Origin of the sequence: Limosilactobacillus reuteri, from assembly GCF_034259105.1 — a bacterium.
Taxonomy (GTDB): Bacteria; Bacillota; Bacilli; order Lactobacillales; family Lactobacillaceae; genus Limosilactobacillus; species Limosilactobacillus reuteri_G.
This window is the reverse complement of sequence record NZ_CP139478.1, coordinates 278659-303588: the sequence shown is the minus strand read 5'-3', so window position 1 is coordinate 303588 and position 24930 is coordinate 278659. Positions and strand designations below refer to the sequence as shown.

Here is a 24930-nt window from a genome sequence, read left to right as displayed (position 1 = left end):
TTCTATTTTAATTATAAGCATTCATTAACTTGGCAAAATCTTCCCCATTAATCCAGTCTTCCAATGCATGCTCAGCTTGTTCAACTGCTTGGTCAAATTTAGGACGTTCTTCTTTAGAAAATTTACCTAAGACATGACTAACCACTGTTCCATGTTGGGGATGGTCAATCCCTACTTTTACCCGGTTGAAGTTCTTGGTTCCTAACGCGCTGATAATGCTTTTAAGCCCGTTATGACCACCAGAAGCCCCATGTGTTTTTAAACGTACTTTACCAACTGGCATATCCAAGTCGTCGTTAATAATTACGAGATCATCCAAATCAATATCATAATAGTCTACTAGTGGTCCGACTGCTCGTCCTGAATCATTCATGAACGTCGTCGGCTTTACCAACATTACTTTTTCACCATTAATTACCCCACTAACTGCGACTGCTTCTTGTTTTAGGTGGGTGAATGCTCCCAGGTGATAATCTCGTGCTAGTTGATCAACTACCATAAAACCAGTATTATGACGGGTCTCATCATACCGCGTCCCAATATTCCCTAAGCCAACAATCATTTTCATTGTTCTTTCATTCCTTTCACGCAAAAAAGCCGCACGGTCACTCTTCCCGTCCAGCATAAATTTTAACTAGTATTATACCCTATGTTACTTTTTTCAGCATACTAATTTGAATTAACAGTATAAGTTTTCTAATTTTTCTCTAATCCTTTTGATAGAAATATGTTATTATAATTGGTGCACTTAATCGATAAAAAGGATGTTAATTATGATTTTCAATTCATTAATCAAACCCAAAGCAACCTTAACAACTCTTCCAGAAACAGCGACATTGGATGAGGCTCTGACTGTCTTGGAGGATACCGGCTATCGGTGTGTCCCAGTTCTCGATAAGTCAGGAAAGATCTTTCGGGGAAATATTTATAAGATGCATCTTTACCGGCATAAAGCACGACAGGGGGATATGCATTTACCGGTAACTGCATTATTAAAGAATGCTACTAAATTTATCTCAATTAACGCCGCTTTCTTCTCTATCTTCTTTGCTATTCGTGATCTTCCATATATTGCGGTACTGGACAACAATAACCAGTTTTACGGAATACTAACCCACAATAGTCTTTTACGAATGCTAGCTGCTGGCTGGAACGTCAACAACGGAAGCTATGTTCTAACCGTCATCACTCCTGATGAACGGGGAGCTCTGGTAACGGCTGCCAAAGAAATCACTCGTTTTTGTCAGATCGTAAATGTCATTTCACTCGATCCCGAAGACGAGACAATGAAACGAGTCTTATACACCTTGCCTGCTGATGTTACTAAAGAAAAGATGGAACGAATTGTTAAACGACTTGAGAAAAAAGGGTTGGAAGTTTCAGAAATTGAAGACTTGCACCAAAGTTATTAAAATCGAGTAGGAGATAATTGATTAGTTCAATTATCGACCTCTCACACCACCGTACGTACGGTTCCGTATACGGCGGTTCGACAACTTAATCACATTGAATTGACTGGAGCGTCTTGGACATATTCATAAGTCCAAGTTGTTCCAGTTTTCTATTAGTTAGAGAATAGCTCAAGGTCTTACTATGTGCAGTTCGCCAGTAGCCCTTTCGGGTACTAGCGAAGACATGTGCATCACGCTGGGACAGCCCCAACTTATGTAAGTTAGTTACCTTAGTTTTAAAATTTTTCCATTGCTTCCAAATATACTGCCTTATTCGGACCCTCAACCACTTGTCAAGGCGTTGAATAAAGTTAGTTAGTTTACCAATTGAGTAGTACTGAAGCCACCCACGCATTTTTCGATGAATTTCTTCAAACATTCTTGTCAGAGATATTCCACGATTACGTTTAGTTAATAACTTCAGTGCTTTCTTTACTCGTTGTTGCGATTGTTTAGCTGGACGGGCGTAGGCCCCATTGTGGTCTACACCCAACGAAAAGCCAAGAAACTTCAACCGTAGCGGGCTACCGACTTTGGTTTTATCTGGGTTCACTTTAACTTTCAAGCGCTTTTCTAGAAACTGGGTAATGCTTCGCATTACTCGTTCTCCGGCTCGTTGACTTTTAACATAGATGTTACAATCATCCGCATAGCGCACAAAGTGGTGACCACGTCTAGTCAACTCTTCGTCCAACTCATTTAGATAGATGTTCGCCAGTAGTGGTGACAATGGCCCTCCTTGTGGGGTTCCTTTTTCACTCTTAGCGAAAAGCCCATGGTCTAAGACTCCGCTAGTTAGAAACTTACGAATGAGTCTTAGTGTCCATGGGTCATCAATATATTGTTGGAGATACTTAATCATCAAGTCATGATTAACGTTATCAAAATAGGCTTTTAGGTCTAAGTCGACAACTCTTCGATAACCTTGATTATAAAGATCTACTACTTTTGAAATAGCGTCATGGGCCCCACGGTGGGGACGGAAGCCAAAGCTATTATCAGAGAAAATACGCTCAAAGATAGGCGTAAGAATTTGGGCTACAGCTTGTTGAACCATTCGGTCCACCACCGTTGGTATTCCAAGTCTTCTTACTCCACCATTAGGCTTCGGAATTTCTACCCGTTTGACTGGAGCTGGTTTATACTTGCCCTCACGCAAACTAGCGATCAGTTCCGTCTTATTTTCTCTGAGATATGGCAGAAGGTCATTGACTGTCATATCGTCAACGCCTGCTGCTCCTTTATTTCTCTTAACTCGCAAATAAGCCTGATTAAGGTTATTGCGATCCAAGACCAGGTCTTGGATAGTGACACTCATACCTTTACCTTCACCATAACCGGTACTACGCGCCCTTGTGTACTTTCGGTTTTCCAAACCTATCCTCGACAAGCGGTCAGCTTGTTGTTCTGTTTTCTGCGATTGTCGCACCTGATTACACCTCCGATATAAGTTACAAGTTATTGTCGTTCAGTCCTTCATCTAATTATTCAAACTACTATGACCTCGGCTGACTTCTGGCTTACTCAACACTGCATCACTGCACCGCTTGTTTCTGTGGAAATTAAACTTATTCCTCTTGTCGGAAACGTGTAGGCCAGATCTCCCCGGGTAAGAATATTAGCTTTCGTACCATGTCATCGTTAGCTTTACTGAGACCAACTTCGAGTAGTATTGGACTTCAACTTGTCTAGCAGCCTTATCCAGTTAATTTCAGCCTTATAGCTACTTCTTGTTCATCGATGCAGTACTTTGCCTTAGACTTCCTTCAGATTCCACCTCACGGTGGACACCCTTGTCCTCAGCTCATGGTTCCGACTACTACGGCCCATAGCGGACTTTCACCACCTAGCTAATACCCATGCCGGGCGCACTATTAAAGCGACCTGTGATTAACTCAACCACAGATCGCTTTTCTATTTTTCTAACTTAATTTTACAAACGGCGATTCTCAAAATATTAATTTCCGTTGGCGATTTCTCACCCAATTTTCCCATCTGCTTTCAACACTTATTTCGCATTAACTACAACGTTTCCTAAACCGCTATCGAACTCAACTTCCCACTTACCAGCAGTGAGCTTAGGTGGTAAGACAAATGTTCCGGATGATACCATTTGGCCTTGGTAAATGCTTTTCCTTGTTCAGCTAATTTTTGTACTAACCATTGAAGAGACTTAAAGGGATTGCCTAAAACTTCTGATGATACCCCTTCTTTTAATTTCTTACCATCTTTGAATAAAACGGCATGAACATTAGCAGCATCGTCAACATTTTCAAATACGCTATCTGCATCATGTTCTTCACCATATACAACAAGACCACCAACAGCACAATCAGCCATTACATTATATTTTCCTAAATCTGGAAACCAATCGACGAAACGTGCATCAGGCAATTCTAAGGCTCCCGCAACAGTTACCTTATGAAATAAATCTTCTAATGTATCACTAGGTTGCAAGTCTTCTTTTGCGCGGAAGGTTAATTCAACCTCTAATAACGGTTCATTTAACATCTGCAAGTCAACATCCGCCGGTGACTGTAGGAATCGTTCAGCAACTTGTTGTCCATACAATGGTGAATCAGCATCAAACATGTCTTGAGTTTCTTTACTAGTTAACGAAACTTTATATCCTGCAGTTGGCTTTCCTTTTAACTTTACTACCGCATCTTGAACTGCATATGCGGTTTCATCATCAGTAACAACGTCTTTCCATTCTTCCTCTTTCAATGGCGTATTAGTGTCATAAGCTTCAAAAAGAGCCTTAGCAAATTCTTCCTGTCGTGCGTTTAATTCAGTCATAATAATTACCTCCAAGACAAAATATTTTTTTAAAATTTAGAAAGAAAAAAGCGTCCTTACATTGCTTCATCGCAATTGTAAGAACGCTTCTGCGCGGTACCATCCTACTTTGATCAACTCGTAGTCAATCCTCTCATTCACAAACAATCATTTGTGGCCAAAATAATGGATGGCAGCCAACCTCAGCTTACTTGGTTTCAGCCGGTAACTCAGGAACGATTAACAATTAGAAATCCCGATCAGCTCACACCACCCGCTAATTCTCTGTCACCAATTTCAAATCGTTATTTCCTTCAACGTTTTTCTAATCTAAATTTAATTGTTGGATATAATATACTGGTCATTCCCAAACTTGTCAATAACTATTATGAGATTTTTTTAATTTTATTTGATATTAACTTTGGTTTCAGCTGGTTTCGTCTCGGCAAGAACCTTCCCATGACGAATATTATAAAGAACTTCAACATGCTTATTAAGGGCATTATAAAAGTCGTGGGCATTCAATAAGATACAGTTTGCAGGTTTTCCTACTTCAATTCCATAATTATCACTAATATGCAATGTCTTAGCACCGTTATAGGTTACGTAATTAAAGGCATCTTGCAGTTGGTGATACCCCATCAAGTGAGCAATATAAACACCCATCGTAACTGCATCTAACATGTTACCATCGCCGAGAGGATTCCACGGATCTTGGATATCATCCTCACCAAAGGAAACATTAATCCCCGCTCCTGTTAATTCCTTAATCCGAGTAACGCCGCGACGCTTTGGGTAAGTATCGAAGCGACCGCCAAGGTGAACATTGACTAATGGATTAGATACAAAATTAATATCACTCATCTTTAATAGACGGAATAATTTATAAGTATAAGCATCATTATATGATCCCATCGCTGTCGTATGACTTGCTGTGACCCGGTCCTTCATCCCTCGTTCATAAGCTTCGGTCGCTAAAACTTCAAGATTACGCGAAGCTGGGTCATCGATTTCATCACAGTGAACGTCAACTAAACGATCATACTTATCCGCAAGAGCCATTAAGAAATGGACGGATTGCCACCCATATTCAGTTGTAAATTCAAAATGGGGAATACCACCGACGACATCTAATCCTTCTTTAACCGCCTGCTCCATTAATTCACGTCCATGAGGATAGCTAAGAATACCTTCTTGGGGAAATGCAACCAACTGCAAGTCGATCCAGTCTTTTAATTCTTCACGCAATTCAAGAAGAGCACGGGCGGCAATTAAATGAGGATCAGTTACATCAACATGGCTCCGTACGTGTTGAATCCCATGACCAACCATATTTAGTAATGTCTTTTTCGCACGCGATTTAACATCTTCCTTCGTTAAATCTTGTTTCCGTTCACTCCAAATTCGGATACCATCAAATAAAGTCCCGGTTTCATTCCATTCTGGCTGACCAGCAGTAAGCGTAGCGTCTAAGTGAACATGAGAATCAACAAATGGTGGTAAAAGTAAATTTTCTTTACCGTCAATAACTTCTTCACCATCATGGGGCGTTAGGTTAGCCTTAATCTCACTAAATTTTCCATTGAGAATTCGAACATCGACTACTTCTTCATGATTATCAACATGTACATTTTTTAATAGCATAATTCATTTCCCTTTCGGTCAACCAACAACATAATTCCATAGTATAGGATACCACTCAAACACATATCAATAAATGTGGCCCCAATCGTATTTACGAAGATTGGCAGCTGATGCACGCCTAAGAAGAAGGCAACTCCGATAGCAAAAACAATAATTGCTACCCAGTTGACGCCTCCGCGATACCAATATTTTCCACCAACTTTACCTAATTCATCAACATCATATTGCCGATGAGCACGGAAATAAAAATCAGTACAAATAATGGCAATTGTAGGTCCTAACACCATCCCCACATAGTCAAGGAACGATTCAAAAGCACTCAAGAAACTACCGACAAACATCGGAATAAAGGTCACAACTGTCGCAAGCAATACTACGATCCATAATGAATACTCTAATTTGAGCTTTGTAAAGATATTTGAAAGAGCTGATCCGGCCGCTAATAAATTAACAGCATTTGCCGTCATCGAGGTCAAAATAATAACAAGAAGGGCAACTACCCCCAGTCCTAACTTACTAGCAATCGTTGAGGGATCAGAGTTATTTGCGTTATATACCCCACTTGAAATTGCAATACTAATTGTTGAAATCAGGCCGATGAAAGCAAACCATACAACCCCTAGTAAAGCACCAAGGAACGGCGTCAAAGTCGCATTCTTTTCTTTAGCAGTAAAGCGGGTGAAATCAGCACCGGCAGTTACCCAGGCTAAATTAAAAGCTGCTACATAATCGACCGCCGCACCGACTGCCATTTTTGATTGCGCAGGAACATGCCAATTTACAATTTGACTGAAGGAAACGGTTCGAAAAACAGCTACTGACTCCCAAATGACGAATACAAGAACAAGGATTATCCCTAACCGCTCAATCATTTGGACTGAACGTGATCCGCTAGAAACACTAATAATATGGAGAATGCTCATGATAATAATCCCGACTACTAGCCCTAAATAGCCGCCATGCTGTCCCCACACAGGCCATCCTAATAAGTCATGGAAAAGAATGCTTACCGATTGGGCCGCAATAAAAGTATTAACCGCTGTCCAACCAATGAATTGGGTAATATTAACTAATGATGGGAGATAACTGCCCCGTTCACCAAATGAAGCACGGCTTAAAGTCATCGTTGATACCCCAGTCTTATAACCAATGTAACCTACCAAACTTAAAAATACATATGATAAGGCAGATGACAATACTAAGACCTTCATGGCAACCGAAAATCCACAAGCGGCGAGCACTCCGCCGACAAACCATGTCCCATTATTGGCATTTGCCCCGACCCACGTGGCAAACATATCCCAAGTATTAGTCTTTCTGTTCTTCATTGGAATACTAAAAATCGTTGTCCCCTTTTGCTCTTTCACAAGATATCCTCCTTAGACCTAAAAAAGCTCTAGTCCCTTTAATGGTCCTAGAGCTTTACAAAAGAGGAAGCATAGTTTTGTGCCCACTATGCTTATATTATTTTGTCTTTTGTAGTCTCTCTGGGCTACATTAAAAGAACCGTGATTAATTTAATAGTGAGTATACGAGTTCTGACGCAAATTGTCAAACTCATTTATTTTCATCATATGCAGCATTTAACCCCACACTAATGGTTAATGCTTTGTCCACTTTTGCCATTGTCTCTGGCGATAAATGAGCAATTCGGTCTTTCAATCGTTGTTTATCAATCGTACGTAATTGCTCCAACAAAATGACCGAATCATGAGTTAACGGTAACGACTTACCTTTTAGTTGGACATGAGTAGGCATCTTCTTTTTTTGCATTTGGGCAGTAATCGCAGCAATGATTACTGTTGGACTATAATGATTTCCCACGTCATTTTGAAGGATCAGGACTGGACGAACGCCACCCTGTTCCGATCCAATTACCGGGGATAAGTCAGCGTAATAGATGTCACCCCGTTTTACTTTTCGTTTTGTCATTACCTTCGCTTCCCTTAATTATTTATTTTGGCGATAAATGCGATGAACCCGATTACTAATATTAGTTAGGATTTCATAGTTAATAGTTCCGGCCTGCTCAGCTAAATCAGTTGCTGTAATTTCTTGATCACCGGACTTACCCATCAATACTACTGGAGTGCCGACTGGGTAATACTTAGGAAGTCGAATCATCATTTGATCCATACATACTCGTCCGGCAATATCACAAAATTGACCGTCAACTAATACTTTATAACCAGTCATACACCGTGGATAACCGTCAGCATAACCAATTGGCAAGGTAGCTAGCCATTCATCTTGCTCCGCCGTATAAGTAGCGCCATAGCTGACAGATCTTCCTGCCTTTAACTGCTTAACAAAAGAAATTGATGAAACTAATGAACTAACGGGCTGTAAATCAAGCGTTAATTTTAAGTCACGTCCAGATGGGTTTTGCCCATACATTGAAATACCCATTCGAATTGTATTAGCAGTGATTGTCTCCCGATGCCATAAACCGGTTGCCGAATTTGCCATATGAATATACGGCGGCAGTTCACCAAGGCTGGCAACAAATTGATGCCAACGTTGGACCTGCTGATTAAAGTAATTTTCATCAGGACTATCAGCAGTTGCAAAATGAGTGAACATTCCTTCGAATTCAAATTCAGGACTATCAAGCAGCTTTACAGCTTGCTTAAATGTATCTACCTCTGTAAACCCAATCCGGCCCATCCCTGAATCAATCCCAAGATGAACTTTTAATGGTTTCTTAGGCTTGGCAACTTGTGCTAGTTGATGATATTGTTCAAGCCAATCTAAGGAGCCAACTGTTAAAGAAACTCCGGCTTGAGCAGCAATCAACGCATCTTCAACGGACGTAATTCCAAGGACAAGCGTCATCGCTTCAATCCCGTTATCCCGTAATTCTAATGCTTCATCTAATATCGCCACGCATAAACCGCTCGCACCGCTGGTCATTGCCGTTTGGGCAACTGGAATCAATCCATTACCATAAGCATTCGCTTTTACAACGGCAAGGATTTTACTATTTTCGGGCAATACTTTTTTCTGTTCTTGAATATTATGACGTAATGCATCTAAGTCCACTATTAATGATGTATCTCGCAAACGACCATTAACCATTATTCATTCTCACTTTCTAAAATTACTTCTGTCATTACTAATGTGGCAGTATGACTCACTGAAGCATGAGCATTACCATTATACGGCGATTTAGTCACAATTGGCGCTCCATATTGGTTATCAATGATTTCAATATCATGAAAGCCTAGTTTAGCACCAATTCCCGTTCCGTATGCTTTAGCAAAAGATTCTTTTAGCGACCACCGACCAGCAAGATATTCTACTGATCGCTGACCGCTAAATTGACTATATTGTTCTAGTTCAGTCGGTGTCAATACATGCTGGATGAATTGAGAATGCGCTGTCGCAGCTTTCTTAACTCGTTCAATCTCGGTTATATCGATTCCAATCCCCTTAATCATCGAGCGTTCGTCTCCTTAATTCTCGCTAGTATCTACCGCTTAATCTTATCGAAAATAAGCGCTTCTTGCAATTATTGTTACATTAGTCCATCATTGTCATGTCATATAAAATTATAAATAAAGTTTAGGTTTTTCTAGTTACAATTAGCTCAGAAAAAGTTATAATTTAAAGGCAATAAGCATTCTTATTTTTGAATATTTCATTAATTTTTTCTTAAGGATTTTATAGTAAGGTGAAAGTAACTCACCCTATTAGCCGAGATACACAATTAATGGTATTCTTGATATGAATGCCAATTACAAATTTATAAAGATGAGAGAAGGAGAACTATGGCTCAGATTATTCAACGCCATCCTGCATTACGATTCATCTTAAAAACATTATTTTACTTTGTAGTGCTTCTTTTATTAATCTACCTTTATGGTTATTATGGAGCAGGCCAAGAGCCATTTATCTACAACGAATTCTAATGCGGAGGAAATAGATAATATATGAGTAAGAATATTATTACCGTCTTTGAGCAAATTGCCAAGGACAACTCAACGCGGATCGCATATGATGAAATGGGCAAAACGACCACTTATGCGGACTTAAGCTCAGCAGTTGATACTTTAGCGGCATGGCTTAGTACTCAATCTTTACCTGATCGTAGTCCGATTCTCGTATATGGTGATCATCAAGTTGAAATGATTATTAGCTTTTTAGCAGCTCTAAAAGCTGGACATACTTATATTCCAGTGTCCAACGATTCAGCAATTCCACGGATGCAATCAATTCTGGATACTGCTAAACCGGCGATGATTATTGCTGTTAATGATTTTCCAAACAATGATCTCCAGTTTGATGCCCCGATTGTCGATCATCAACAGCTTGAAAAAATTTTGGCAACACCACAAACTTTTGATACTTCAGCAATGATTAATGGTGACGAACTAGCTTATGTCCTCTTTACGTCTGGAACTACCGGTTCACCAAAAGGGGTTGAAGTTAGTCATGATAACTTTATGACCTTTGTTGACTGGATGCTAAGTGATGAATTTAAGATCAAAGAACATGCTAATTTCTTAGGGCAGCCACCATATTCATTTGATCTTTCAAACATGTACTGGTTACCAACACTACTTAATGGTGGGACAATCAAGGCCCTTCCTCACGAAGTTGTTGAGAATTTTGGTCAGATGTTTACTGCCCTACCAAACCTTGATCTTGAGGTATTTGTAGGGACGCCATCCTTTGCTGATATGTTAATGCTTAGCCCGGCATTTAACCAACAAAAAATGCCAAGCTTAAAGACCTTTCTCTTCTGTGGTGAAGAATTAACAGTAAAGACTGCAAAAGGATTACACCAACGATTCCCAGATGCCAAAATCTTCAACACTTATGGTCCAACCGAAACAACGGTTGCCGTATCAGGAATCGAGATTACACCTGAAATCATTGAAAATAATGACCGCTTACCAGTTGGCTATGCAAAGCCAGGAGTTAAATTATCTATTTGGAATGGCGATCAAGAAATCACTACTCCTGGTGAACAAGGTGAGATTGTAATTAGTGGTAATAGTGTGGCACGTGGCTACATGAATAATCCAGAAAAAACAGCCAAGTCATTCTTTAAGATTGATGGGGTGCCTGCTTACCGAACTGGAGATGCGGGAACTCTTGACAGTGATGGCTTACTTCACCACAAAGGCCGCATGGATTTCCAAATCAAATTACATGGTTACCGGATTGAACTCGATGAAGTTCGTGCCAGTCTTGAAAAGAGTCCTTTAATCAAACAAGCAGTTGCGGTTCCGAAATATAATAAAGACGGCAAAGTTACGCACCTGATTGCTTATGTTATTCCAAACGAAGTGACTGAAGATACGGCTGGATTAACAAAACAGATTCGTGAAAGCTTGGATAGCTTAATCATGCCATATATGATGCCTACCCAATTCGTTTACCGTGAATCATTCCCAATGTCTGCAAATGGCAAGATTGCAGTTAAACAAATGATTGCTGAGGCTAACAAGTAATGATTGATTGGATTTCAAACCTTCCTAATTTCAGTGCTTATGGAACCCCGGTATACTTCTTCTACTTACTTCTTGCTATTTTGCCGTTGGGAATCGGCCTTTACTTTGGGAAGAGGTTTAGCTGGTATGAAGCATTAATTAGTTTCATTTTTATCTTCTTAATGTTCGATGGTTCAAGCTGGCAACAAGGAATTTCATTAATTGCTTATGTTATTTACCAGACAATTATTGTGATGGCTTATCATCGCTACCGGCAAAATAATAATTCGAGTGGTGTTTTTTACTTCACTGCAGCCTTATCAATTTTGCCGATTGTAATCGTTAAGCTTTCACCAGCAATGGTTGGTCATAACTCCCTCCTTGGTTTCTTGGGAATTAGTTATTTAACTTTCCGGGCAGTCGGAACAGTAATTGAAACGCGTGATGGAATGATCAAAGAGATTTCCCCATGGAAGTTCATTCGTTTCATTCTGTTCATGCCAACCATTACTTCTGGACCAATTGATCGTTACCGGCGCTTTGAAAAGGATTATAAAAAGGTCCCCACCCGCGAGGAATATTTAAATCTTGTTAACACCGGAATTTTCTACTTATTCCTTGGTTTCTTGTACAAGTTTGTCATCGGCTATTTCTTTGGTCAGCGTTTTTACCCCTTCTTTGAAAAAGCGGCCTTGGCTGATCCATCATTTCCTTCTTGGAACTTAGTCGGTGTCATGTACACTTACGGACTTTACTTATTCTTTGACTTTGCTGGTTATTCATTATTTGCAGTTGCTATTAGTTACTTTATGGGTGTGCGGACCCCAATGAACTTTAAGCAGCCTTTCAAATCGAAAAACCTTAAAGAATTCTGGAACCGTTGGCACATTAGCCTTTCTTTCTGGTTCCGTGATTATATCTTTATGCGGTTCGTCTTTCTTGCTACCAAAAAACGGTGGTTTAAGAATCAAAATGCCTTGTCATCAACCGCATATATGCTTAATATGTTACTAATGGGCTTTTGGCATGGAATTACCTGGTACTATATTCTCTATGGTTTTCTCCAAGGTCTAGGCCTAGTAGTTAATGACTGGTGGCTGCGTTTCAAGCGAAAAAACTTAAAACAGCTACCACATAATAAGTTCACTACTGGAGTTGCTATTTTTGTCACATTTAACTTTGTAATGTTTACTTTCTTGATCTTCAGTGGGTTCTTAGATACTTATCTATTCAAATAATTTTAGGAGGATTTTAATTATGCAAGAAAAAATTATTAATATTTTAGCTGATGCAACTGGTCGGGACACTGCAGACTTTAGTGATGCAAGTCAAAACCTTTTTGAAAGTGGTCTTTTAGACTCAATGGCAACTGTTAGCCTTCTTCTTGGTTTACAAGATGCTTTTGGCGTTCAAGTACCAGTTTCAGAATTTGACCGTAGCCAATGGGACACTATTGAAAAGATTGAAGAACGGGTAAAGGAGCTCCAAAATGCATAATGGCAAAAAGCTGTGGTCAATCTTTGGCCCGCTGATTGTCGCTTGTCTATTAGTAGTTCTTTTGTTTTCACTGCCGATTAGTAAAAAGCACTCAGCGGCGATTGAACATAAAGCTGCAGTATCACTAAGCCCTGTTGTTTTTAAGAATCAATCAATTAAACAACAAGCGCTTAGTGATAAGCACACCCACTATGTTCCATTCTTTGGTTCTAGTGAATTACGGCGAATGGATCGTTTCCATCCTTCTGTAATGGCTGCTCGTTATCATAACTATACCCCCTTCCTCTTCGGTTCACGGGGTACCCAATCTCTTCCGCAATTCTTTAACATTAATTCAATGGAAACGCAAATGAGAGATAATAAGGCCGTCTATATCATTTCACCACAATGGTTTACTAAGCAGGGAGTTCAACCACCAGCTTTCAAGTACTACAATGGTGAACTCGCTAACCTTAACTGGCTTCAACATGCTAATCCTAAATCACCATACGATCGCTACATTGCAACGCGATTAATTGCAATGCTTGGTAAAGATGGGACTGTTTCTTCATATGCTAAAAAGATTGCTGAAGGAAAATCCCTGAGCAGTTTCGATATGGGAGTTATCCGCTTCCGGCTTAATATGCTTGTTCATGAAGATGCCATTTTCTCAGGTTTTCAATTAAATAATAACTATGGCAAGCATATCCTCCCAAACGTTAAGAAACTTCCTCCACGTTACAATTACAATGAACTTTATGATGATGCAATGAACGAAGCCGCACGTGATACTAATAACAACCGTTTTGGTATTAAAAACAGCTTCTATACGCAGCGTGTGAAGAAAAACTTAGCGAAAACAAAGGGATCACAACGGAATTTCAATTATACTAAGTCACCAGAATATGGCGATTTGGAAGTAGTTTTGAATCAGTTTAAGAATACCAATTCAAACGTCCTCTTTATTATCCCACCGGTTAATTCAAAGTGGGAAAAGTACACGGGGATGAACATGAATATGTATTACCAATCTGTTGAAAAAATCAAATTTCAACTTCGCCAACAAGGGTTCAATCACATTTTGGATCTTTCTCATGATGGTGATAAGCCTGGATTTATGGAAGATACTATTCATATCGGTTGGGCTGGTTGGGTAAAAGTTGATAAAGCTACTAATAGTTTTATTTCTAACAAGCAACCGCAACCACATTATCAAATCAATAGTAAGTTCCTTTCACCAGAATGGACTAACTTAACCCCAACTCCTAGTAACTTACAGAAATTCCAAGAAAAATTACATTAACAAAAAGCGAGACTTGAAGAATTTTCTTCGGGTCTCGCTTTTATTAAACTACTAATTCTAATTGATCAACAACATCTTGTAATAAACTCATTCCTGCCAAACTATTGCCATGTTGATCAAGAGCTGGACTAAAAATACCAATACCACATTTTTGCGGGGCACAAGCCAATAAGCTGCCGCCAGTACCACTTTTAATAGGGAGTTCAATTTTAATTGTGTATTCTTTTGATTCTTCAAACGAACCAACTGTTGTTAGCAATTTCTTTACCAACTCGTTATCTTCATAGCTAATAAGACGCTCATTATCCCAAGGTTTAATTCCATCATTTGCCAAGACTGCTCCTAAGTTAGCAAGACTCTGTGATGTCACCATCATTGAGTTTTGCATACCCGAAATGTCAATTTAAGTTAGAAAGAAAATAGTTGCTCATCAGTGACGTAAGACATGAATACTTCATATGGAGTTCGATAGCCTAGTGATTTACGGGGCAGGTTATTTCGCTTACTCATCAGTTGGGTTACCAATTCATCAGGAAGATTGCGGAAATCTAGCTGTTTCGTTAAGCCATCCCGGCGTAAAAGACCGTTGTTGTTTTCGTTCAGCCCTCGTTGATTGGGAGCACCAACCTCGGCAAAGTAAGTGTGAAGGTCAAATTGATTGGCAATCTCGCGCCAGCCGGCGAATTCTTTTCCGTTGTCAAAGGTAATCGATTTGAAGAAGTGCCGCGGGAATTTCCGAAGCCACTGACTTAAGTGTTGGTTAATCGCATTAGCCGTCTTTTCGTGCACATTGAGTACAATTTCGACCTTCGATTGGCGTTCGGTCAGGGTCATTACCGCCCCTTGGTGCTTTTTGCCTTGGACGGTATCAGCTTCAAGGTGCCCAAATTCAGTGGCATAGTGCGGAAAGTCCTTGGCACGCTCGTGAATACTTCGCCCCAATTGGCCAGCCTTCCCACGGCGCTCGACATAGCCATTCGGGTGCCGCTTACCTCGCATCGGCAAGGAACGGACATCGAAGCCGAACTGGCCACGTTCAAACATCCGGTAAAGAGTTCGCCGGTTACAACTAATTGGGCGCTCAGCGCGCCCAATAATGGTATCAGGCGTCCACCTCTGGGCAATTTTGTCGTTGATATAAGTGAGTTCAGCCAGTGACAACTGAGTACGTTTTCGGCCACAACGTTGCTTATTGCGCATATAGTGATCTTGATAATCAGCAATTGAGGCACCGGTTTCCAGGTAACGATAAACGCGATAAACGGTTTCGGCGCAACGTTTGATCATTTGGGCCACTCGGTACGCTTTAAGCTTTTGCACGAAAGAATGGGCGATGATTGTCAGCTCGTTTGTGGTAAGATGGGTGTAAGTCATTTGTGGTTTCCTTTCTTTTGTTTAGGGGTATTCAAAAGTCTACCACAAATGGCTTTTCTATTTTTCTAACTTAATTTTACAAACGGCGAATAAAAAAGCCCTTGGTCAACTCTCAACCAAAGACTTCGTAGTTAATTTAATTTTCTTTCCGGTTCCGAATATTAAATGAATGACGACTGGAATGGCTCTTTCCATGGTTATCATTCCGATGACCACCATGTTGGTGACGGCGGAAATTCTTACGCCGGTAGTGGTTGCCACCATGCGCATTATTTCGGTTGCCATTACGGTTATTCCGCTTGTTACGTCGTGGAAGGGGACGTTCAGGAGTAATCTTAACGGGAACCTCACTCGCTGCTTCCTTCGTCATGTTATTTAACAATGCTGCTACTAGGTCAGTTGCATTATGAGTTTCTAATAGCTTTTCAGCGGCTTCTTCATAACGATCAGTTGAATCCTGCGCGATTAATTCATCGATATCATTAAAGGCTGATGCAACTTGACCCTTAAATGCTTCTTCAGCTGTTGGTGGCTTGAGTGGCAGCATCCGTACCCGGGTTAATTTTTCAATCTCATGAAGGTAGTCCATCTCATTTGGGGTAACAAAGGTTAAGGATACCCCGTGATGTCCGGCCCGCCCTGTTCGACCAATCCGGTGAACATAGCTATCTGGGTCAGATGGAATATCGTAATTATAAACATGCGTAACCCCGGAAATGTCTAAGCCCCGGGCAGCCACATCCGTTGCGACTAAGATATCAAGTTCATTGTTCTTAAACTTCCACATGATCTTAGAACGCTTATCCTGAGTAAGGTCTCCATGGATACCAGCTGCATTGTAGCCACGTGCAATCAAGCCCTTCGACAATTCATCTACCCGCCGCTTTGTCCGACCAAAGACAATTGTTAAGTCGGGGTCCTGAACATCAATCAAGCGAGTCATGATGTCAAACTTTTCATAGTCACGGGCACGAACATAGTACTGATCAACTAAGTCAGTAGTCAATTCCTTGGCCTTGATCCGCACAGTTTCCGGATCAGACATAAATTGAACCCCAATCCGTTTGATCTCTGGTGGCATAGTTGCTGAGAAGAGCAATGTTTGTCGATCATCCGGTGTTTCCTTGATGATGGATTCAATGTCCTCCAAGAATCCCATATTTAGCATTTCATCTGCTTCATCGAGAACGAGGGTCTTAATGTGGTCAAGCTTAACTGTATGACGGTTAATATGGTCCCGTAACCGTCCAGGAGTCCCAACAAGAATTTGCGGGTGTTGTTTCAAACTCTTAATTTGGCGCCGAATATCTGCCCCACCGTATACTACTTGCACGCGAACATGTTTATCCTTACCAAGACGATAAAGTTCTTCTTGAGTCTGGATCGCTAGTTCACGTGTTGGTGAAATGATAATTGCCTGAATATTTGGATTTTCAGTATCAACGTTTTCAATAATTGGCAATCCAAAAGCAGCCGTCTTACCAGTCCCAGTTTGTGCTTGGCCAATAACATCCTTACCCTCAAGAACCATTGGAATCGTTTGTTCTTGGATTGGTGTTGCTTCTTCGTATCCGCTCTGTTTAATTGCTTTTAATAGGCTATCTGATAAGCCTAATTCACTAAACTTCAAAAATTTTCCTCCTAAAAATGACCAGTCGATTCATGATATAAGCATCAGTAATCGACTGGCAAATATATTAACTATTCTGCTTTTAATGCCGTCAAGACTTCTTCTAGGTGAATGCCATGGCTTGCCTTCAATAGGACAATATCATCACCTGTCAAAGTAGCTGTAAGATCGGCAATTAATTGTTGAAGGTCACTGGCAGCATAATGATAGATATCTTCAGCTGGGTACCCTTCTTGGATCAACTTGGCTTTAAGATTTTTCATTTGTTCGCCTACAAGGTAAACGCTAGCAATCTTTTGGTGGTCAATCTCTTCTGCTAAGCTAGCATGCAACTTTGCCGCAGCATCCCCTAATTCCAGCATGTCCCCTAATACGGCGATCCGGCGACCAGCTACTGGTGTTTCTGCAATCGTCTTAAGGACTTCCTTGGCAGCGGTCGGGTTTGAATTGTAAACATCACTTAAGATCTGTTCACCATTCTTTCCTTTAACCCATTCAGCACGATTTTCCGTTAATTCAACGTTTGCCAACGCTTGCTTCATGTGGGCGGGAGTAATATGCAGAATCTTACCCACTTCCATAGCCGCTAACGCATTATTAATATTGTATTCACCAACCATTGGGATAGTGAATTCTTCATCTGGCCATTCGTTGACGGTAAATGATAACTGCCGTGGTTCATCGCGGACACTTGTTGCATACAAATTATTGCTTAGTTGCCGACCAAAGCGCATCTGTCGTTGGGCAAGATCTTTTACCCGTTCCTCTAATAATGGTTCATCCCCATTAAATACTAGTGTTCCATCTTCCTTTAGGCCATGAGTAATTTCCATCTTTGCATCAGCAATCTTATCACGAGTCCCGAAGAATTCGATATGTGCTTCCCCGATCATTGTAATAACGGCAATGTCAGGATTTACAAGCTTACTTAAGAAGTCAAGCTGACCAAAACGGTCCATGCCCATCTCAACTACCACTGCTTCGGTATTAGACTCCATGTTAAGAAGCGTTACTGGAACCCCAATCTCATTATTAAAATTAGCATATGTCTTCGTGACATTAAACTGCGTACTTAAGATTGACGCAATCATATCTTTAGTCGTCGTCTTCCCATTACTGCCTGTAACTGCAACAACAATCGGATTGATCTTATGCAAGTAGTACTTCCCTAGTTGTTGAAGGGCCGCTAGTGGATCACTAACGACTAATAGCGGGTGCGTCTGATCCGTTATCTCATGGTCACTAGCCCATAAACTAGCTACTGCACCATTGTTAAAAGCACTCGGTACGTATTGATGGCCGTCTTGGGCACCTTGCAATGGAACAAATAAGCTCCCTTGATCTAAGTGTCGACTGTCAAATGACACACTAGTCACTTCTACGTCTTTCCATTGTTCAATGTCATTTTGTACGTTGATCGCCTTGGCAATTTCCGCTAATTTCATTTTCATGAAAAAGATACCTCTTCTTTTGATACTTTGGTCTAGCTTTTTAATTATATCACTCTCACTAGTATAAGGCGATTAAAAACGATAAGTCGTGAGTAAAAATAGCAAAGACTGAGAAAAAGCAAAAGTTTTTTCTCAGTCTTTGCTATAAACTTATTACATTTGACGCAACCGTTCAATTCGCTTATCTAGCGGGGGGTGAGTGTCAAATAGATTTGAAAAAGGATGGTGCTTAGCGTTCTTTTCTGGATCGCTAATATATAATGCCGAACTGCTTGGGTCCACATGTTTCATTGGGACAGCAGTTTTTAGCTTTTCTAATGCACTAATCATCCCTTGCGGATTACGGGTTAATTCCACAGCACCTGCATCGGCTAAGTATTCCCGATTACGTGAAAGAGCCATCTGCGCAATGGTTGCTGCCAATGGCGCTAAGATAATCAAAAGAATCGAACCAAGGATGGCGAAAATACTTGATGGATTATCCCGGTCATCACTACTGCTCCGACCACCAATCCACCAGAAATTTCCAGCAAAATTAACAAGCATTGCGATTGCGGATGCTAAGGCTAACGCAATTGTTTGCAGACGGATGTCATAGTTACGAACGTGAGTCATTTCATGGGCCATTACCCCTTCTAGTTCCTCACGATTCATTTTTTCCATCAAACCAGTAGTAGCGGCCACAGCAGCATGCTTAGGATCATTACCAGTCGCAAAAGCATTGGGACTTGGGTCATGGATGATATAGACTTTCGGCATTGGTACCCGTGCAACTAAGGCCATATCTTCAACAATATGCCAAAGTTCTGGCGCATCACTCGCTGATCGTACCTCTGTCGCGTTATTCATCCGCATCACTACATCAGTCGATTGACCAATGATCACGGACATATAGATCACCGCAATAATCGCCGCAATGATCATGCCGCCAATCGCTGTCCGCGCAAATAAATAGCCAATTGCGGCCCCAATTAAAGCAAGCAATACAAAGAACCCAAACATCACCAAAATTGTTTTTCGTTTATTACGGGCAATTTGCTGATATAACATGCTTAATCACCTAAATCATCAAATGAAACTTTTGGCACAGCCTTGGCTTCTTCTGGCACTTGTAAGTAATCCATTTGTTGGAAGTGATGAATTTTAGCCACAATATTGCTTGGGAAAGATTGAATCTTAGCATCTAAAGCAGCCACAGTACTATTGTAAAGCTGCCGTGAGTAGGCAATCTTATTTTCAGTATTGGTTAATTCTTCCATTAATTTTTGGTATTCAGCACTTGCTTTTAAGTCTGGATAATTTTCAGCGACGGCAAACAATGTCCGTAAAGTTCCCGTTAATTCATTGGAAACTTCCATTTTTTTAGCATGATCGCTATCTGGAATACTATTTAATTCTGTCCGCAGCTTTGTTACCTTTTCCAAGGTCCCAGCTTCATACTTGCTATAGCCCTTAACTGTTGAAATTAAGTTAGGGATCAAGTCGTTACGTCGTTGTAATTGAACATCAATTTGACTCCATGATTCTTGTGCGTGTGTCCGCAATTGAATCAAACTGTTGTAAAGTCCCGCATAAATGGCAATCAGCAAGACAATGACAACAATTACAATAATAAGGGTCATTTTTGTTCCTCCTCTAAAAAATATTTGTCCTTAATTTTACCAAAAACTTAAGGATAGTGTTAGGTTTACCGAATATTTTAGCAAAATATTATCTTTTTCGGTATGATAGAAGTATAAATGAGGTGATTACATGAACGTTTTATTTGTCTGCTTAGGAAACATTTGTCGGTCACCAATGGCCGAGGCAATGTTCAAGCAAATGGTTGATGACGCAGGATTAAATGGCAAAATCAATGTTGATTCTGCTGGAACAAGCAACGAAGAAGAAGGAAATGGTCCCCATCCAGGTGCCGCAAAGACAATGCACGCACACGGGCTATCAACTGACGGCTTAATCTCACGCCCAATTACACGACAAGACTTCGATTGGGCTGATTACATCATCTGCATGGATAATATGAACAAGTACAACTTGCAACGTATTGCACCAGCACAAGATCGTGATAAAGTTCATTTAGCATATGAAGTAATTCCCGGCAAAGAGGATCAAGAAATTCCTGATCCTTGGTATACTCACCGCTTTGAAGATACTTACAATAGCCTAAACGAGACATTGCCATTATGGCTGGATAAGATTACTAAAGAATTATCATAATAACAAAAGAGGTTTGGAAAAAATTCCTTGCCTCTTTTTATAGTTTAAATTGATTGTATCCGGTAATTTCAACGTCCTTAGCTGTCAACTGAACCTTCATTAGCGCACCGTTATGTAAGTTTTCATACTTATATCCAGGTTCACCATACATCCCCGCAATATATTGGATGATCGATCCATGAGCTACTACGACCACATTACTTCCGTCAGGTAAGCTTTGTAAAAAGGCAATTGCCTGTTCTATACGAGTATTTAACTCATTACTATCTTCTGCAAGGTGGGCCGGATCGGCAGCTTTCAGCAGGTCATGCGCTTTTTCAACGCCAAATTCATCAACTAATTCACCGATACGCCTAAATCGCTTGCCTTCAAGATAGCTTGCCCAGATGGCTCCTTCCTCATTACTATGGCCTTCAAAAGACCCATAGAATACCTCGCGGAAGAATTCCTTTTGAATTGGTTCCTTCATCGTCGCAGTTGGGTGGTCCGCAATTAAAAGCCGTGCCGTATCAACTGCTCGTTTTAAATCACTGGAGAAAAGGTAATCGATCCTTAAGTCCGCTAAAACTTGGCCGATCTTTTTAGCATTCATCTTGCCCTTTTCTGTAAGTGGGGTATCTGACCATCCTTGCAAACGAGCAAACCGGTTAAAGTAGGTCTCACCATGCCGGACAAAGTAAACTGTGATTGCCATTCCATAACCTCCATTATAATTAGGCAACTGCTGGCGTGCCTAACCATTCAATCATATCTTTCATTTTAGCAGTTATTGCATCTGTTCCGGGAAGTAATAATTTCCGCGGATCATATCCTTTTTGTTCCTTATTGAGGTCTAATTCATTTTCAATATACTTCCGTGTTGCATCTTGGAACGCTAACTGGAATTCAGTATTGATATTCACCTTTGCAATCCCCATTGAAATTGCTTTTTGAACCTGTTCTCTAGGAATTCCTGAACCACCGTGAAGTACTAGCGGAATATCAATCGCATTCGCAATTTCTTGAAGGCGGTCAAAGTCTAACCCTGGCCAGTTAGCAGGGTAAATGCCATGAATGTTGCCAATCCCACAAGCAAGACGGTCAACTCCCATCGCTGCAAACGCCATTGCATCTTCAACATCAGCAAGTTCCCCACTGCTGGTATCCTGATTTTCTCCCACTTTACCGATTTCGGCTTCAACCGCAATGCCGCGTGAATGCGCTAATTGGACAATCTCTTTGGTTTTGGCGTAATTTTCTTCAATCGGCAACTTATGGCCATCAAACATGACTGACGAATACCCTAAGTTAATGCATTCAATCGCCGCATCATAGTTACCATGATCAAGATTCAGGATAACCGGAACTTTAATTTCCATTGCATCCATCTGGTCTTCAACCATATCTTTGACAAATTTATAACCACCCATATATTTGGCAGCTCCCATTGAAACTTGGATCAGCACTGGGGTATTAGTCTCCGCTGCCGCCCGCAAAATTGCCCGGGTCCATTCAAGATTATTAATATTATATGCCCCAATTGCGTATTGATTCTTCCGTGCATCATCAAAAAGTTTGTTTCCGTTATCAAAGTAAGCCATCATTCTTCCTCCTAAATTACCTGTAACTTCTGCTTGCTCGCTAATTCGATATAATTAATCATTTGTAAGAAGCTTTCAATCTCGAGACTTGCGCGACCGATTAGCGCCCCATCAACATTTGGTTTACTCATAATTTGACCAATATTCTCGGGATTAACACTGCCACCATAGAGTATTCGGACTTGCTCGCCAATCTCATTACCATACATTTCAACTAGGCTTTGACGAATTGCCTGACATCCCTCTTCCGCAATGTCTGGATTTGCTTGATGCGTGCTCCCAACGGCCCAACTTGGTTCATACGAAATAACAATCTGTGATAGTTTATTAGCTGGTACCCCTTTAAGGACGCTTTTTAGTTGGCGAAATACATAATGAATTTGTCCGTTAACTTCTGTTTGGACCATCTCTTCATCCGTACAAATGATTGGAATAATACCAGCATTGATGGCCGCTAAAACTTTTTGATTAATTGAATCATTACTCTCGTTAAAAAGGCGCCGGCGCTCTAAATGTCCTAGCATCACATATGTCACGCCCGCATCTGCTAAACTTCGCATGCTAATTTCTCCAGTATACGGTCCCTCTAACTCAGCAGATGCATTTTGAGCAATAATTTGTAAGTTAGAAGATCCTGCCACTTTTTTCATGTTATATAGCGAAACTGCTTGTGCCGCGATCCCAATTTCTTTATTTGCCGGGAGTTTTTCTTTAATTGCTTTAACAAACGCAACGGATTCATGAACGTTTTTATTCATTTTCCAGTTCGCAATAATAAATGGTTTGCACATTCCTTTACCTCCTTAAAACAGTAGCCTAAATAAGCGTCGACTATATTCTTCTTTCGTATCAAAAGGTCCAGCGGTTACACTAATTCCTTCACGATGGTTCCCTAAGAAATTTGTATCAAAATCACGGGCAGTCTTGGGAGTAACACCAACCGCGATCACCCGACTGGTATCTTCATTCAAGTAGTCGTAGATATTACTATCAAGAAATACCCCATCTTCGTTTGAATCGATGGCGACTTTAACGTCTTCTTGCTCATCATTCATAAAGATATTTCCTGCTTTATTAGCTGGAATATAGCTTCGTTGTCCACTGACTAGGCCAACATAAGCAGCATTATCATCGCTATGATTATCGATTGGTTGTTCACTTGCCTGTTTGTGGGCAAATGCCATTAATTTTGCCATTTCACTCCGGAGGTTCTTCCGGATAAAGACATTGTTATAGAAACAGGAAGAATCGTAAGGAGCACTTTCTGGCACATTTTGTTGGTAAAGGCGGTGGTAGTAAGGGTCATTTTCAACAACATTCGTATTGCTTAACCATTCCACACTGCCATTAATTAGGTTATGAACGAGAAGGACGCCTTTAGATTCGAGCTTAAGTGCACAATCTGATAATAAGAAATTTTTATCAATCAAGGTCACACCCATCGAATTCTTAATTTCAATATCTTCACCAAGGGCCGCAACTAAGTCCTCCCGATTTTCGTTTGTGACTTCAAATGAATCTGGCAGTGAATTGTTGTAGAACACATTCCGTGAAATTTGGGTATCTTCAACCTTGTCACCAAGCCATATTCCGCGCGTACAATCATGAATGCAGTTGCGTAAAATCTTAGCCCCAATCGCTGGCGAAAGGTTGATCGCACTAACATCATCGCTGACAAGGTTTTGCCGGACGTTAATGTTATAAATACTATTGTGTTCAATAATTGGCGATGGGTTGCCTTCAACACCGATAATTCCGGTCTGCCCGCAATCATGAATCGTATTGTTCTTAATCCGATGTGGATAAGCCTTATCATCGTCAATGGTTGGAACAATATTTCGACCAAGGGAAATCCCGGAACACTTAGCGTGAGAAACGTCACACTTGGCAATCTTCCATCCCTGACCACGATTAGTACCAATAATCCCCTTATTATATTGCGAAGATGCCCACCGACAAGCAGCCTTTGTCATTGTAAAGCCCAATAGAATAAGGTGATTGAGTCCTGCTTTTTCTGGATAGAAACACGTCTCACGGAAAGTCAGGTCAACATGTTCATCATTAGGATTTTGCGCTTGAAAGTTTGCATAGATTACGGTTGAATCTTCTGCTGGCAACTGTTCGGTATACCAGGTATAGCAGGTAAACTTCCGGTCTCGGGAAAGTTTGTTTTCACTTGGTGTTTCAACTTTTGCTAACTGATCAACCTCATACATTGCTTTATTATTTAGGAAGATTTCACCGGCATGATTAAAGGTTTGATCAACTAAAACGTTGTATGGATTATAGTTACCAAATTCGGCATTAGGGAGTTTTAATTGCCATACCGGACCAGCAACATGTTGCCAGCCAGTAACACGGTCAGCGCCCGTAATGATTGCCCGATTTTGCTTAGCAGATGCATAAATAATCGGCTTATCACTAGTGCCGGAATATTGTGGATGAACTTCCTCATGATATTCCCCCGGCATTACTTGAACATAATCCCCCGGTTGAGCGATATCCGCCGCTTGTTGGATGTACTTAAACGGAAACTCTTGTGAACCATTACCATTTTCAGAAGGATTAATATCAACAAAAATTTGCAT

Annotated in this window: 23 protein-coding genes and 2 pseudogenes; 7 read left to right on the top strand and 18 right to left on the bottom strand. The window is 40.7% G+C overall.

What is annotated here, in order from left to right; genetic code table 11:
• Positions 1 to 7 precede the first annotated feature (7 nt).
• A complete protein-coding gene (gene pth / locus SH603_RS02355; RefSeq protein WP_135951497.1) occupies positions 8 to 568 on the bottom strand; it encodes an aminoacyl-tRNA hydrolase in 561 nt (186 codons plus the stop codon).
• 205 nt (positions 569 to 773) lie between these two features.
• Between pth and cbpA the strand changes: the two genes are divergently transcribed.
• The gene (gene cbpA / locus SH603_RS02350) at positions 774 to 1412 is read left to right on the top strand and encodes a cyclic di-AMP binding protein CbpA (RefSeq protein WP_065867192.1); all 639 of its coding nucleotides are present in this window, start codon (positions 774 to 776) and stop codon (positions 1410 to 1412) included.
• Between the two features lie 85 nt (positions 1413 to 1497).
• On the opposite strand, the gene ltrA is transcribed toward cbpA, so the two are convergent.
• The 7 genes and pseudogenes from ltrA to acpS all read right to left on the bottom strand — a co-directional run bounded on the left by ltrA (position 1498) and on the right by acpS (position 9313).
• Positions 1498 to 2880 (bottom strand): group II intron reverse transcriptase/maturase, encoded by a 1383-nt coding sequence (gene ltrA, locus SH603_RS02345; protein WP_321534037.1) that lies wholly within the window; start codon positions 2878 to 2880, stop codon positions 1498 to 1500.
• A gap of 579 nt (positions 2881 to 3459) precedes the next feature.
• A pseudogene (locus tag SH603_RS02340) lies at positions 3460 to 4250 on the bottom strand (2-keto-4-pentenoate hydratase).
• Positions 4251 to 4634: 384 nt separating this feature from the next.
• On the bottom strand, positions 4635 to 5873 hold the full coding sequence (gene codA / locus SH603_RS02335; protein ID WP_169471197.1) for a cytosine deaminase: 1239 nt from the start codon (positions 5871 to 5873) through the stop codon (positions 4635 to 4637).
• A complete protein-coding gene (locus SH603_RS02330; protein WP_321534036.1) occupies positions 5864 to 7240 on the bottom strand; it encodes a cytosine permease in 1377 nt (458 codons plus the stop codon). Before SH603_RS02330 ends, codA begins: the two co-directional genes overlap by 10 nt.
• A 190-nt stretch (positions 7241 to 7430) precedes the next feature.
• Positions 7431 to 7805, bottom strand: a complete 375-nt coding sequence (locus SH603_RS02325) for a type II toxin-antitoxin system PemK/MazF family toxin (protein WP_003667249.1) — start codon at positions 7803 to 7805, stop codon at positions 7431 to 7433.
• Positions 7806 to 7823: 18 nt separating this feature from the next.
• Positions 7824 to 8951 carry an alanine racemase gene (gene alr, locus SH603_RS02320; protein WP_169477945.1) on the bottom strand — a complete coding sequence of 376 codons (1128 nt, stop codon included), beginning with the start codon at positions 8949 to 8951 and terminating at the stop codon, positions 7824 to 7826.
• A complete protein-coding gene (gene acpS, locus SH603_RS02315; RefSeq protein WP_019254272.1) occupies positions 8951 to 9313 on the bottom strand; it encodes a holo-ACP synthase in 363 nt (120 codons plus the stop codon). The genes alr and acpS overlap by 1 nt, the downstream gene beginning before the upstream one ends.
• 330 nt (positions 9314 to 9643) lie before the next feature.
• Here acpS and dltX point away from each other — a divergent pair, with 330 nt between their 5' ends.
• From dltX to dltD, 5 genes are read left to right on the top strand one after another with little or no spacing between them, the layout of a single operon-like run.
• Positions 9644 to 9784 (top strand): teichoic acid D-Ala incorporation-associated protein DltX, encoded by a 141-nt coding sequence (dltX, locus tag SH603_RS02310; protein WP_003665629.1) that lies wholly within the window; start codon positions 9644 to 9646, stop codon positions 9782 to 9784.
• A 21-nt stretch (positions 9785 to 9805) separates the two neighbouring features.
• Positions 9806 to 11332: a D-alanine--poly(phosphoribitol) ligase subunit DltA gene (dltA, locus tag SH603_RS02305; RefSeq protein WP_169473168.1), complete on the top strand. Its 1527-nt coding sequence runs from the start codon at positions 9806 to 9808 to the stop codon at positions 11330 to 11332.
• Positions 11332 to 12549 (top strand): D-alanyl-lipoteichoic acid biosynthesis protein DltB, encoded by a 1218-nt coding sequence (dltB, locus tag SH603_RS02300; protein ID WP_321534035.1) that lies wholly within the window; start codon positions 11332 to 11334, stop codon positions 12547 to 12549. The genes dltA and dltB overlap by 1 nt, the downstream gene beginning before the upstream one ends.
• 19 nt (positions 12550 to 12568) lie before the next feature.
• A complete protein-coding gene (gene dltC, locus SH603_RS02295) occupies positions 12569 to 12808 on the top strand; it encodes a D-alanine--poly(phosphoribitol) ligase subunit DltC (protein WP_169471192.1) in 240 nt (79 codons plus the stop codon).
• On the top strand, positions 12801 to 14090 hold the full coding sequence (dltD, locus tag SH603_RS02290; RefSeq protein ID WP_169477943.1) for a D-alanyl-lipoteichoic acid biosynthesis protein DltD: 1290 nt from the start codon (positions 12801 to 12803) through the stop codon (positions 14088 to 14090). Before dltC ends, dltD begins: the two co-directional genes overlap by 8 nt.
• A gap of 43 nt (positions 14091 to 14133) precedes the next feature.
• On the opposite strand, the pseudogene SH603_RS02285 reads toward dltD, so the two are convergent.
• The 6 genes and pseudogenes from SH603_RS02285 to SH603_RS02260 all read right to left on the bottom strand — a co-directional run.
• Positions 14134 to 14478: pseudogene (locus tag SH603_RS02285) on the bottom strand (glutaminase); the annotation flags it as partial.
• 20 nt (positions 14479 to 14498) lie between these two features.
• On the bottom strand, positions 14499 to 15464 hold the full coding sequence (locus SH603_RS02280) for an IS30 family transposase (RefSeq protein WP_321534034.1): 966 nt from the start codon (positions 15462 to 15464) through the stop codon (positions 14499 to 14501).
• Between the two features lie 136 nt (positions 15465 to 15600).
• Entirely contained in the window at positions 15601 to 17094 is a 1494-nt protein-coding gene (locus SH603_RS02275) for a DEAD/DEAH box helicase (RefSeq protein ID WP_169470693.1), read from the bottom strand.
• A 71-nt stretch (positions 17095 to 17165) separates the two neighbouring features.
• On the bottom strand, positions 17166 to 18545 hold the full coding sequence (locus SH603_RS02270; RefSeq protein WP_169477985.1) for a UDP-N-acetylmuramoyl-tripeptide--D-alanyl-D-alanine ligase: 1380 nt from the start codon (positions 18543 to 18545) through the stop codon (positions 17166 to 17168).
• Positions 18546 to 18698: 153 nt separating this feature from the next.
• Complete coding sequence (gene htpX / locus SH603_RS02265) at positions 18699 to 19595, bottom strand: zinc metalloprotease HtpX (protein ID WP_169473642.1); 897 nt, start codon at positions 19593 to 19595, stop codon at positions 18699 to 18701.
• Between the two features lie 2 nt (positions 19596 to 19597).
• Entirely contained in the window at positions 19598 to 20167 is a 570-nt protein-coding gene (locus SH603_RS02260; protein WP_003667234.1) for a LemA family protein, read from the bottom strand.
• Between the two features lie 130 nt (positions 20168 to 20297).
• On the opposite strand from SH603_RS02260, the gene SH603_RS02255 reads away from it, so the two are divergent.
• Positions 20298 to 20762, top strand: coding sequence for a low molecular weight protein-tyrosine-phosphatase (locus SH603_RS02255; RefSeq protein WP_169470704.1), 465 nt, complete (start codon positions 20298 to 20300; stop codon positions 20760 to 20762).
• 37 nt (positions 20763 to 20799) lie between these two features.
• On the opposite strand, the gene SH603_RS02250 is transcribed toward SH603_RS02255, so the two are convergent.
• From SH603_RS02250 to SH603_RS02235, 4 genes are read right to left on the bottom strand one after another with little or no spacing between them, the layout of a single operon-like run.
• Positions 20800 to 21456, bottom strand: a complete 657-nt coding sequence (locus SH603_RS02250; RefSeq protein WP_153706752.1) for a histidine phosphatase family protein — start codon at positions 21454 to 21456, stop codon at positions 20800 to 20802.
• A gap of 19 nt (positions 21457 to 21475) precedes the next feature.
• Entirely contained in the window at positions 21476 to 22342 is an 867-nt protein-coding gene (gene fba / locus SH603_RS02245; RefSeq protein WP_169470706.1) for a class II fructose-1,6-bisphosphate aldolase, read from the bottom strand.
• Between the two features lie 11 nt (positions 22343 to 22353).
• A complete protein-coding gene (gene tpiA / locus SH603_RS02240) occupies positions 22354 to 23133 on the bottom strand; it encodes a triose-phosphate isomerase (RefSeq protein WP_169477984.1) in 780 nt (259 codons plus the stop codon).
• Between the two features lie 12 nt (positions 23134 to 23145).
• Complete coding sequence (locus SH603_RS02235; protein WP_321534033.1) at positions 23146 to 24930, bottom strand: right-handed parallel beta-helix repeat-containing protein; 1785 nt, start codon at positions 24928 to 24930, stop codon at positions 23146 to 23148.

Bases quoted from the DNA above. Each gene is read 5' to 3' on its own strand.
- pth (WP_135951497.1), bottom strand. From the start codon at position 568: ATGAAAATGATTGTTGGCTTAGGGAATATTGGGACGCGGTATGATGAG.
- tpiA (WP_169477984.1), bottom strand. From the start codon at position 23,133: ATGTGCAAACCATTTATTATTGCGAACTGGAAAATGAATAAAAACGTT.
- cbpA (WP_065867192.1), top strand. From the start codon at position 774: ATGATTTTCAATTCATTAATCAAACCCAAAGCAACCTTAACAACTCTT.
- SH603_RS02270 (WP_169477985.1), bottom strand. From the start codon at position 18,545: ATGAAAATGAAATTAGCGGAAATTGCCAAGGCGATCAACGTACAAAAT.
- SH603_RS02235 (WP_321534033.1), bottom strand. From the start codon at position 24,930: ATGCAAATTTTTGTTGATATTAATCCTTCTGAAAATGGTAATGGTTCA.
- fba (WP_169470706.1), bottom strand. From the start codon at position 22,342: ATGGCTTACTTTGATAACGGAAACAAACTTTTTGATGATGCACGGAAG.
- dltC (WP_169471192.1), top strand. From the start codon at position 12,569: ATGCAAGAAAAAATTATTAATATTTTAGCTGATGCAACTGGTCGGGAC.
- SH603_RS02250 (WP_153706752.1), bottom strand. From the start codon at position 21,456: ATGGCAATCACAGTTTACTTTGTCCGGCATGGTGAGACCTACTTTAAC.
- alr (WP_169477945.1), bottom strand. From the start codon at position 8,951: ATGGTTAATGGTCGTTTGCGAGATACATCATTAATAGTGGACTTAGAT.
- dltA (WP_169473168.1), top strand. From the start codon at position 9,806: ATGAGTAAGAATATTATTACCGTCTTTGAGCAAATTGCCAAGGACAAC.
- SH603_RS02325 (WP_003667249.1), bottom strand. From the start codon at position 7,805: ATGACAAAACGAAAAGTAAAACGGGGTGACATCTATTACGCTGACTTA.
- dltB (WP_321534035.1), top strand. From the start codon at position 11,332: ATGATTGATTGGATTTCAAACCTTCCTAATTTCAGTGCTTATGGAACC.
- htpX (WP_169473642.1), bottom strand. From the start codon at position 19,595: ATGTTATATCAGCAAATTGCCCGTAATAAACGAAAAACAATTTTGGTG.
- dltX (WP_003665629.1), top strand. From the start codon at position 9,644: ATGGCTCAGATTATTCAACGCCATCCTGCATTACGATTCATCTTAAAA.
- SH603_RS02280 (WP_321534034.1), bottom strand. From the start codon at position 15,464: ATGACTTACACCCATCTTACCACAAACGAGCTGACAATCATCGCCCAT.
- acpS (WP_019254272.1), bottom strand. From the start codon at position 9,313: ATGATTAAGGGGATTGGAATCGATATAACCGAGATTGAACGAGTTAAG.
- dltD (WP_169477943.1), top strand. From the start codon at position 12,801: ATGCATAATGGCAAAAAGCTGTGGTCAATCTTTGGCCCGCTGATTGTC.
- codA (WP_169471197.1), bottom strand. From the start codon at position 5,873: ATGCTATTAAAAAATGTACATGTTGATAATCATGAAGAAGTAGTCGAT.
- SH603_RS02260 (WP_003667234.1), bottom strand. From the start codon at position 20,167: ATGACCCTTATTATTGTAATTGTTGTCATTGTCTTGCTGATTGCCATT.
- SH603_RS02255 (WP_169470704.1), top strand. From the start codon at position 20,298: ATGAACGTTTTATTTGTCTGCTTAGGAAACATTTGTCGGTCACCAATG.